The 11542-nt window shown below is 47.7% G+C and carries 3 protein-coding genes and 3 rRNA genes; all 6 read right to left on the bottom strand.

What is annotated here, in order from left to right; all coding sequences use genetic code 11:
* Window positions 1–50: 50 nt before the first annotated feature.
* The 6 genes from JOE49_RS16950 to JOE49_RS16925 all read right to left on the bottom strand — a co-directional run bounded on the left by JOE49_RS16950 (window position 51) and on the right by JOE49_RS16925 (window position 10931).
* Window positions 51–1916, bottom strand: a complete 1866-nt coding sequence (locus JOE49_RS16950; protein WP_209942034.1) for an ABC transporter ATP-binding protein — start codon at window positions 1914–1916, stop codon at window positions 51–53.
* Window positions 1891–3786 carry an ABC transporter ATP-binding protein gene (locus JOE49_RS16945; protein WP_209942033.1) on the bottom strand — a complete coding sequence of 632 codons (1896 nt, stop codon included), beginning with the start codon at window positions 3784–3786 and terminating at the stop codon, window positions 1891–1893. The genes JOE49_RS16950 and JOE49_RS16945 overlap by 26 nt, the downstream gene beginning before the upstream one ends.
* 216 nt (window positions 3787–4002) lie before the next feature.
* Window positions 4003–4827: a thioesterase II family protein gene (locus JOE49_RS16940; protein WP_028541396.1), complete on the bottom strand. Its 825-nt coding sequence runs from the start codon at window positions 4825–4827 to the stop codon at window positions 4003–4005.
* Between the two features lie 956 nt (window positions 4828–5783).
* A 5S ribosomal RNA gene (gene rrf / locus JOE49_RS16935) occupies window positions 5784–5900 on the bottom strand.
* Between the two features lie 146 nt (window positions 5901–6046).
* Window positions 6047–8971: ribosomal RNA gene (locus JOE49_RS16930) — 23S ribosomal RNA — on the bottom strand.
* A gap of 404 nt (window positions 8972–9375) precedes the next feature.
* Window positions 9376–10931, bottom strand: a 16S ribosomal RNA gene (locus JOE49_RS16925).
* The 16S, 23S and 5S rRNA genes sit together here, the layout of an rRNA operon.
* Window positions 10932–11542: the final 611 nt, after the last annotated feature.

Genomic DNA, 11542 nt, shown 5'->3' with positions numbered 1-11542 from the left:
CCGTTTCTCTCCTCGCAAAATAGATATTGGTAAAAAGGAAATTCGCATATTTATGCGGTTTGTTCCTCGGGATGCTTTCGAAATTGAAGCTCATACAGCTCTGCATAATGACCTCCCTCGGCAAGGAGCTGATCATGGGTACCCTGCTCTTTCAGTTCGCCATCGGCAAGGACACAGATCGTATCCGCCCGTTCAATCGTAGACAATCGATGGGCAATAACTAATGTCGTACGATCCTTCATCAGCTCATTTAAGCCCTGCTGGACTTCATATTCCGATTCTGCATCCAAAGCCGAGGTCGCTTCATCCAACAGCAAAATCGGTGCATTTTTGAGCAAAGCACGGGCAATTGCGATCCGCTGTCTTTGACCGCCGGACAAATTGGCTCCGCGTTCACCGACAATCGTGTCGTACCCCTCTGGCAGCTCGCCTATGAAGCCGCTGGCATAGGCTGTTTTGGCCGCAGCCTCTACTTCTTCATCCGTGGCAGCCGGTGAGCCAAAACGGATATTATCCGCTACTGTACCGTGGAACAGCGTAGCCTCCTGTGGTACATAGGCCATTAAATCCCTGACCTCATCCAACGGAAATTCTTCTGCCAAGCGACCACGAACCCGCAGCACACCTTCGTCCGGTGGGTAAAATCCCAGCAACAGCTTCATGACTGTGCTTTTGCCACCACCACTCGGGCCGACAAGCGCGGTTACCTGCCCTTCTAGCACGACCAAGTTTAACCTTTGCAGCGTTGGATGGTCAGGCTGATAGCCAAAGGTGATGTCGTGCAGCTCCAGCGCAGCCGGAGTCTGTTCAATGGCGTGGTCTGAACGCAAGGTCTCAACATCGCCATAGAATTTCTCAGATTCACAGGCTGATAAAGCTGCCGTCTCGGGATCGATAAGCCTAGTCAGCGGTCCCTTCTTTTTAGCCGCGGGGAACTGCTCCTCTTCCTTCGACTCATCCAGAATTTCGCGAATACGCGCCAAGCCTGCCAAGGAGTTTTGTAACAGTGTTACAGCCGCCCCTAGCTCCAAAAACACCGTTGAAATACCGGTTTGCAGCTGCACAATCTGTCCCAATACCCCCAGTTCCATTTGCTTCTGCGATACCAGAATCAATCCGGCGACAAGCACACCGCCCAGCGTGATGAACTCTATGACAAAATTGCACATATCCTGCAAGCCCATATGACGTCCCTGCCGAATGCTGATGCGGTTTATGTCCTCGCTTGCATCGTTACAAAGTCCACCTACCTTTGTCCTCAACCCAAACAACTTCACCGTCTGCAAACCGGAAAGCAAATCACTCAATCGTTCCGTGAACCTGCTCATCCGTCCCTGTAACTCTTCACTCGTCTTTCGCATTTTCTTCGCGAAATGAGCGTTTATCCAGGCTGAAGCCAGCCCAAGTAAAACCGCCATAATCCCAAATCGCCAATCCAGAACCATCAAAATGACCAACGAGCCCAAGAAAAGCGAAATTTCTAGTATAATCGAGCGGATATGAACGGTGTAAGCCTGCTCCAGCGCCTGTACATCGTTCGTCATACGGGATACAAGATCACCCGAATGGTGTTTTTCGGCTTTTTCGTACGATAGCTTGACAATGTGGCCAAATAGTTTCATTCGTACATCGGCAATCGCCAGCTTTACACACCGTTTATACATATAGCTGCACAGGGGGGAAATAAGACTTAATGCCAAAAATGTACCACTGACCAAATAGACCGCTCGGTATAGCTCCTGTACATCGCCATTAACCGCAAAATTCAGCAAATAATGCACCACGAAAGAAAGTAAAATCGTGATGCTGGCATTGGTCAGACTATTGCCAACCAGCCCGGTAAAATACCATTTTCGATGCGGCTTCATCAGGGACATCAACTGCTTAAATTCATAAAACCCCTGCTTGAAGGTCACGACGCTCACTCCTTTCCTCAGGCAACGAATTACCGTTTTCCGCCGTATGCTGTTCTTCTTCAAAATTTTTCAAATACAGCTTTCGGTACACACCATCACGACCTAGTAACTCCTCATGAGAACCCGATTCCACAATGCTCCCCTGATCGAGTACAATAATACGGTTCGCCTGACGTACGGTTGACAGTCGATGAGCAATGACCAGTACCGTCCGGTTTTGCATTACCGCATTCATCGCATTCTGCACCTGAGCCTCCGACTGACTATCGAGTGCTGAAGTCGGCTCGTCCAATAAAAGCAGCGGAGCATTTTTCAGTAATGCTCTTGCTATAGAAATACGCTGTTTTTGACCGCCAGACAATCCGCCTCCCCGCTCGCTCAACAGGGTTTCATAGCCCTCGGGAAGTTGAACAATAAAATCATGCGCATGTGCCGCTTTCGCCGCCTCGACAATTTCTTCCCGAGTCGCCTCCAGACGTCCATATCCGATATTTTCTGCAATGGTGGCCGGAAAAAGCGACGACTCCTGAGATACCATCGAAATATGACTGCGCAGGCTTGTTAAATTCCAATCTGTCAAACTCTTTCCAAATAGTTGAATGGTTCCGGCATACTCTCCAGGTTCATTAAATCCGCAAAGCAGCTTGAAAATCGTGCTTTTACCGCCACCGCTGGCACCGACAATCGCCACCATATCCCCTTGCCCTGCCTGGAAGCTGATATCCTTCAGCACTGTGTTCCCTTCATCGTAGCCAAAGGTCAAATGCTCAAAGCTGACTACAGCAACACCATCAACGCCATCATCGCTTTCTGCTCCGCCTTCACTCATTCGGTTGGCTTCCCCATCTGCATCGTCTTCCAAATGAGGCGCCCTATTCTCTCGCCTCTGATCTACCAAGGTCATTTCGCCGTCCTGACGTTCATTCTGCCAATCCAGCACCTCAAACAAATGCTTTGCGGCTCCACCCGCTTCCTTCATTTGCGAAATGATTGTCGGCAGCATGGCAATCGGCTGTAATATGAACGAAATCAGGTATAAAAAAAGTACTATGCCTCCAGCATTCAGCTCTCCATGTTGTATCAGGTATCCTCCGTATACAATGACCAAAATAATTGGTGTTGCCAGCATCATCACACCTACTGGAGTAATGGCTGCATAGCGCTTTTCTAGCCTTAAGCCGCGCTTGACGACCTCCTCCATAATCACCATATACTTCTTCAACAGCACAGCTTGCATATTGAATGCCTTGACGATAGGGATTCCTCCGATTGCATCTTGCCCCACAGCGTTCAAATGAGCAATTTTCTCCTGAAGATCTGCGGAATATTTTTCAATCGGCTTGCTCATTAGTGATGTTATGATCATTCCTATTGGCATGAGCGCAAGACTTGCCAATATCAGTTTCCAGCTTGTCAGTAAAAGCAATATGAGTGATGCCGTAAACACAAGCGGTAAATAAAACAGATTGGAAAACTGCTGGATAAAAAAGTTCTGTAATACTGCCGTATTATTGGTTAGACGGGATACCAAATCTCCGGTAAATTTCCTTTCCACGCTGGAAACCGGTAAATCGCAAAACTTATGTACGAGATCGCCTCTCAAGTCGCGCAGAGCACTAACACTAAAACGCGCTGAAGCGTACCTCATCACAAACTTACAGGGCATTCCAATTAGCGTCATCCCAACAACCAGATAGATCATGTTCTGGGTAGAGGAGAATGTCCCCTGTGCCATTTGCTCAATAGCCTTACCCAAAATAATGTCAATAGCTGCCAAACACAAGGAGGCGATCACCGTTATGAAAACCCATAGATTATACGGCCTTACATAACGTGCGAGTCTCCGAAAAGCAGAATTTGATCGAAACAAGGGCATCCCTCTTTTCGTTGCCCACACTTTTTCAGTGCGAACTTTTTATATTGGCTGTGGACGTCGTTGAGATAAACTCTGGGTTTGGATGCATGAGTATCCGTACAGAATAAAATGCGATTTTGAACTATGCTGGAATTTGCATCTTGTTTGTGGGTTGGTTGTCGATTGTTGCTGAGATGGTAATAACGAAGTGTATCGTGATGTGTGGGACATTCAACTCTGTCTGAATCGTGGTTGTAGGGTGCTTGTGTTGTAAGCTGTATGAGCTGCCGCCGCGTGGGCCATCGGCGAGGATGTAGAAAGAATGTTCTCGACTGCGCTCATAACTTCTTGTTCTTGTTCATGGATGAAAAAGTGATTACCTTCGAACATCTGAACATCCATAGGTGATGTCGTATGCTGTTGCCAGGCATGGAGTGAATCTGTGCTAACCTCAAAATCCTTCATTCCGCCTAAAACGGTCATCGGACATACCAGTGGATTTCCCGGCTGATAAACATAAGTTTCACATACCTTAAAATCTGCACGCAGACGAGGCATAATAATTTGCATCAATTCTGCATTTTGCAGCACCTCTTCAGGTGTTCCCTGCATCAAACGAAGCTCTTCGGTGAAAGAATCGTCTGCTAAATCATGGAGTCGTTTTTTGGAGTATGGAAGATGTGGTGCGGATTTACCAGATATGATGATATGCACAGGTAGCTTTCCAGTTTTGCTGTACAACTGTCGTGCTGTTTCAAATGCAATCAGTGCACCCATACTGTGCCCAAAAAAAGCGAACGGCTTATGCATGTATGGGGCCATAGCGGGAATCAACGATTGAACGATGTCCTGAAGAGTATCCATTGGAGCTTCTGTTGAGCGGCTTTCACGTCCTGGAAGTTGTATAGGCAACACGTTAATATCAGGCGCGAACCTAGACTTCCAAGAGTTAAATATGTAAGCGCCACCACCAGCGTAGGGGAAGCAAAATAGTTGGAGCTTCGCAGTCGGTTGGACCTCTGTTTTTGCGAACCAAGATTGTGATCGAGTTGTCAAATGAATTCCTCCATCCTCTATGCAGTTCATAATTTTACAGTAAATCCTTATATCTCTTTTTTTCTTCCAACACTTTCTAACTGTTTTTAAATATACAAACTTTAAAACCGCTTGGCATGGGACAAAAGGGCTAAATTGATGGAGCTCATAAAAATAAAACAAAATCCATATTATGTTATTTGTTTCCAAACTTCAAAAGCAACAATTTCACTTTTTTTATTAGTTATCTGTCAATCATGATCTGTTAATTTAGTTTAAAACGAAATTTTTGGTTTTCACGAATTTTGTAAAACTAAACTCATTATGATTTACATTGAAGCTCCAACCCCTTATCCTACAACAATTTTATCTTTACATGCCATTAACATAAATGTAACAAATTCAACCTGATATCATCCGACAAATTCCGCCTTTTTCCGCAACTCTCTTTAACCTCCTAAATAATGGATCGAATTTGTATCAAGCTCACATAAACCAAAATTAATAACTCTTTAATTTTGTAATAAATATTGTTATTTCATAGTCCTAAAGGACCATATTTTGCATATTTTTTTCTGACTCTTCGTCTAAAAAATTCAGTTCGGATTGAGTTTTTCTCTCCCAAAGCTATGAATTTTCTTTTCAAACTCTAATAGAAACGTTTCTATCTCGCTTCAAAAGTACCTGTTCTCTAGAAATTTATAGCCTTACTTTTAATCTTCCCCCTCAAAAAACAGTAACGGCAAACAGCAAGGCTCCCTGTTGTTGGAGACTTGCTGCTTTATAAATTTCATTATGTTTGACTTCACTATCGGTCGATATGCAGAGTGTTGTAAGCTTTATTGTAGTTATCCCCCAATCATATTAATTTAGTGGAATGGAGTATATGTATGGGTTTCTTGTATATTTTCCAAAACGCGAAAGCCTTATGGTATACAAAAAGAGCACAGCCCATTAAGGCTGTGCTCTTTAATCTTGCTTGGCGACGTCCTACTCTCCCAGGACCCTGCGGTCCAAGTACCATCGGCGCTGGAGGGCTTAACGGTCGTGTTCGGGATGGGTACGTGTGGAACCCCTCCGCTATCGCCACCAAACATGAATTTACATCGTAAATTCTTTTTCAGGAATCAGCATCGCCAAATGCTGTGTGTTCGCTTGTTTCATATAAGCCACTTGAGCTTATACAATACAAAACTTACACCCTGAAAACTGGATCCGAAACTCATTTGCGTTTTATTCTTAGGATAAGCCCTCGACCGATTAGTATTGGTCAGCTCCATGCATTACTGCACTTCCACCCCCAACCTATCTACCTCGTCGTCTTCAAGGGGTCTTACTAATTGGGAAATCTCATCTTGAGGGGGGCTTCACGCTTAGATGCTTTCAGCGCTTATCCCTTCCGTACATAGCTACCCAGCGGTGCTCCTGGCGGAACAACTGGTACACCAGCGGTACGTCCATCCCGGTCCTCTCGTACTAAGGACAGCTCCTCTCAAATTTCCTACGCCCACGACAGATAGGGACCGAACTGTCTCACGACGTTCTGAACCCAGCTCGCGTACCGCTTTAATGGGCGAACAGCCCAACCCTTGGGACCTACTTCAGCCCCAGGATGCGATGAGCCGACATCGAGGTGCCAAACCTCCCCGTCGATGTGGACTCTTGGGGGAGATAAGCCTGTTATCCCCAGGGTAGCTTTTATCCGTTGAGCGATGGCCCTTCCATGCGGTACCACCGGATCACTAAGCCCGACTTTCGTCCCTGCTCGACTTGTAGGTCTCGCAGTCAAGCTCCCTTCTGCCTTTGCACTCTTCGAATGATTTCCAACCATTCTGAGGGAACCTTGGGGCGCCTCCGTTACTCTTTAGGAGGCGACCGCCCCAGTCAAACTGCCCACCTGACACTGTCCTCGCACCGGATTACGGTACCAAGTTAGAACCTAGATACGATCAGGGTGGTATCCCAAGGATGCCTCCCTTCAAGCTGGCGCTCAAAGTTCAACGGCTCCCACCTATCCTGTACAGATCGTACCCAAATTCAATATCAAGCTGCAGTAAAGCTCCATGGGGTCTTTCCGTCTTGTCGCGGGTAACCTGCATCTTCACAGGTATTAAAATTTCACCGGATCTCTCGTTGAGACAGCGCCCAAGTCGTTACGCCATTCGTGCGGGTCAGAATTTACCTGACAAGGAATTTCGCTACCTTAGGACCGTTATAGTTACGGCCGCCGTTTACTGGGGCTTCGGTTCATAGCTTCGCCCGAAGGCTTACCACTCCCCTTAACCTTCCAGCACCGGGCAGGCGTCAGCCCGTATACTTCGCCTTGCGGCTTCGCACAGACCTGTGTTTTTGCTAAACAGTCGCTTGGGCCTTTTCACTGCGGCCCCCTCGGGCTATTCACCCTACCGAGGCACCCCTTCTCCCGAAGTTACGGGGTCATTTTGCCGAGTTCCTTAACGAGAGTTCTTCCGCGCGCCTTAGAATTCTCTTCTCGCCTACCTGTGTCGGTTTGCGGTACGGGCACCTTCTCCTGGCTAGAGGCTTTTCTTGGCAGTCTGAGATCATGACCTTCGCTACTGTAATTTTCGCTCCCCATCACAGCCCAGCCTTAACGATGTGCGGATTTGCCTACACACCAGCCTCACTGCTTAGACGGACATCCATCAGTCCGCGTCACTACCCTACTGCGTCACCCCATTGCTCATAACGGATTACGGTGGTACAGGAATTTCGACCTGTTGTCCTTCGACTACGCCTATCGGCCTCGCCTTAGGTCCCGACTTACCCTGAGCGGACGAACCTTCCTCAGGAACCCTTAGGCTTTCGGCGGATCTGATTCTCACAGATCTTTTCGTTACTCATACCGGCATTCTCACTTGAATGCAGTCCAGCGCTCCTTACGGTACACCTTCAACCCGCATTCAACGCTCCCCTACCCCTGATGCAAGCATCAAGCCATAGCTTCGGTGGTGTGTTTAGCCCCGTTACATTTTCGGCGCAGAGTCACTCGACCAGTGAGCTATTACGCACTCTTTCAATGGTGGCTGCTTCTAAGCCAACATCCTGGTTGTCTGTGCAACTCCACATCCTTTCCCACTTAACACACACTTGGGGACCTTAGCTGATGGTCTGGGCTGTTTCCCTTTCGACAATGGATCTTAGCACTCACTGTCTGACTCCCGGAACTAAATCTATGGCATTCGGAGTTTGACTGAGCTTGGTAACCCTTGCGGGCCCCGCACCCAATCAGTGCTCTACCTCCACGATTCTATTTCCGAGGCTAGCCCTAAAGCTATTTCGGGGAGAACCAGCTATCTCCGGGTTCGATTGGAATTTCTCCGCTACCCCCACCTCATCCCCGCATTTTTCAACATGCGTGGGTTCGGGCCTCCAGTGCGTGTTACCGCACCTTCACCCTGGACAGGGGTAGATCACCCGGTTTCGGGTCTACGTCCACGTACTCATTCGCCCTATTCAGACTCGCTTTCGCTGCGGCTTCAGCTCTTCACCTTAACCTTGCACGGGAACGTAACTCGCCGGTTCATTCTACAAAAGGCACGCCATCACCCATAAATAGGGCTCTGACTTCTTGTAAGCACACGGTTTCAGGATCTATTTCACTCCCCTTCCGGGGTGCTTTTCACCTTTCCCTCACGGTACTGCTTCACTATCGGTCGCCAGGGAGTATTTAGCCTTGGCAGATGGTCCTGCCGGATTCATACGGGGTTTCACGTGCCCCGCACTACTCGGGATCCGTCTCGGAGGGAACAAGTTTTGAACTACAGGGCTTTTACCTTCTCTGGCGGGCCTTTCCAGACCTCTTCATCTAACCGGTTCCTTTGTAACTCCATGTGAGACGTCCCACAACCCCAAGGAGCAAGCTCCTTGGTTTGGGCTAATCCGCGTTCGCTCGCCGCTACTGACGGAATCACTATTGTTTTCTCTTCCTCAGGGTACTTAGATGTTTCAGTTCCCCTGGTCTGCCTCTATTCTGCCTATGTATTCAGCAGAAAGTGACTGTCGATGAAGACAGCCGGGTTTCCCCATTCGGACATCCCCGGATCAAAGCTTGCTTACAGCTCCCCGAGGCTTTATCGTTGTTCGCCACGTCCTTCGTCGGCTCCTGGCGCCTAGGCATCCTCCGTGTGCTCTTTGTAGCTTAACCTAGACTTTTCTTTCAAAGAAAGAAAATGTCGATGTTCGATAAAGAATGATTTTTGCCAAAGGCAAAAGATCTTTCCTTACCTGCTACCTTTATTTCACTTGTTTACACAAGATCAGCTTAAAGGAATATTCTAAAACGCAATTTCGTTTCGGTATCCAGTTTTCAAGGTGCAATTCGCTTCATCGAAGCGAAACCCGATGAATATTTCGGTTCCACACGGATGTGTGAATGAAACATTCGTCGAAGCTTGAGAGTTTGAGCTCTCAAAACTGAGCAACGAGTGAGTAAGTTAAGGATATTCATTTCATTCACACGAACGTGATGAACCGAATTGAATATCCGGTCGCAGGTACATTGTACCTGCTGATTTGAATGTTTCCGTTGCAGGAAACGATTCTCCATAGAAAGGAGGTGATCCAGCCGCACCTTCCGATACGGCTACCTTGTTACGACTTCACCCCAATCATCTACCCCACCTTCGGCGGCTGGCTCCCTTGCGGGTTACCCCACCGACTTCGGGTGTTGTAAACTCTCGTGGTGTGACGGGCGGTGTGTACAAGACCCGGGAACGTATTCACCGCGGCATGCTGATCCGCGATTACTAGCAATTCCGACTTCATGTAGGCGAGTTGCAGCCTACAATCCGAACTGAGACCGGCTTTTCTAGGATTGGCTCCACCTCGCGATTTCGCTTCCCGTTGTACCGGCCATTGTAGTACGTGTGTAGCCCAGGTCATAAGGGGCATGATGATTTGACGTCATCCCCACCTTCCTCCGGTTTGTCACCGGCAGTCTGCTTAGAGTGCCCAGCTTGACCTGCTGGCAACTAAGCATAAGGGTTGCGCTCGTTGCGGGACTTAACCCAACATCTCACGACACGAGCTGACGACAACCATGCACCACCTGTCTCCTCTGTCCCGAAGGAAAGGCCTATCTCTAGACCGGTCAGAGGGATGTCAAGACCTGGTAAGGTTCTTCGCGTTGCTTCGAATTAAACCACATACTCCACTGCTTGTGCGGGTCCCCGTCAATTCCTTTGAGTTTCAGTCTTGCGACCGTACTCCCCAGGCGGAATGCTTAATGTGTTAACTTCGGCACCAAGGGTATCGAAACCCCTAACACCTAGCATTCATCGTTTACGGCGTGGACTACCAGGGTATCTAATCCTGTTTGCTCCCCACGCTTTCGCGCCTCAGCGTCAGTTACAGCCCAGAGAGTCGCCTTCGCCACTGGTGTTCCTCCACATATCTACGCATTTCACCGCTACACGTGGAATTCCACTCTCCTCTTCTGCACTCAAGCTCCCCAGTTTCCAGTGCGACCCGAAGTTGAGCCTCGGGATTAAACACCAGACTTAAAGAGCCGCCTGCGCGCGCTTTACGCCCAATAATTCCGGACAACGCTTGCCCCCTACGTATTACCGCGGCTGCTGGCACGTAGTTAGCCGGGGCTTTCTTCTCAGGTACCGTCACTCTTGTAGCAGTTACTCTACAAGACGTTCTTCCCTGGCAACAGAGCTTTACGATCCGAAAACCTTCATCACTCACGCGGCGTTGCTCCGTCAGGCTTTCGCCCATTGCGGAAGATTCCCTACTGCTGCCTCCCGTAGGAGTCTGGGCCGTGTCTCAGTCCCAGTGTGGCCGATCACCCTCTCAGGTCGGCTACGCATCGTCGCCTTGGTAGGCCTTTACCCCACCAACTAGCTAATGCGCCACAGGCCCATCCACAAGTGACAGATTGCTCCGTCTTTCCTCCTTCTCCCATGCAGGAAAAGGATGTATCGGGTATTAGCTACCGTTTCCGGTAGTTATCCCTGTCTTGTGGGCAGGTTGCCTACGTGTTACTCACCCGTCCGCCGCTAGGTTGTTTAGAAGCAAGCTTCTAAACAACCCCGCTCGACTTGCATGTATTAGGCACGCCGCCAGCGTTCGTCCTGAGCCAGGATCAAACTCTCCATTAAAGACCAACCGAAGTTGGTTTATAGAAAGAGCGATAAGCTCATTTTGAAACTGACGAGATAAAAATATCTCTTGTTCGCTTCCATTTTATACAGCCTGACGGCATGTACCAAAATTTCAGCGTTGGATTTTGTAAACAAAATCCGTACTCACTCGTTGTTCAGTTTTCAAAGATCAAATTTTCATGTGGCTTTTTGAGCCAGAAAAATAATATAACATTTTCATCTAATTTAATCAACCTGTAAATAATTCCAGGTGGGTTATCCAAACCTTACTATTTAACAATCATTTTCGGGCTGGAATAATAATATATCAATTTAAACCAATTAAGTCTACCTGTAAAAATTTCCAGGTTGTTCAGACTTATAAAGATTCTTTATCTTATTTTATCGGCTGGACTAGTACTTTAACACGTATACCAAATTAATTCTACTTGAAATTAATTCCTTCTGATAAACAGCTACAGATAATACACCAAAGTGATTCATACTCCCCATGGGTGGAAGTATTACTTAAATCTGTTTTATTCTAATTTACATAAGGATTTGCTTTGTCAATTAGTTTTTGGCTGATTTCGAAGGTTGATCCTTCTTGTATTTCATTTGATGTTGAT

It is taken from the genome of Paenibacillus sp. PvR133 (assembly GCF_017833155.1).
Lineage (GTDB): Bacteria > Bacillota > Bacilli > Paenibacillales > Paenibacillaceae > Paenibacillus > Paenibacillus polymyxa_B.
This window is presented reverse-complemented; position numbering and strand designations above follow the sequence as displayed.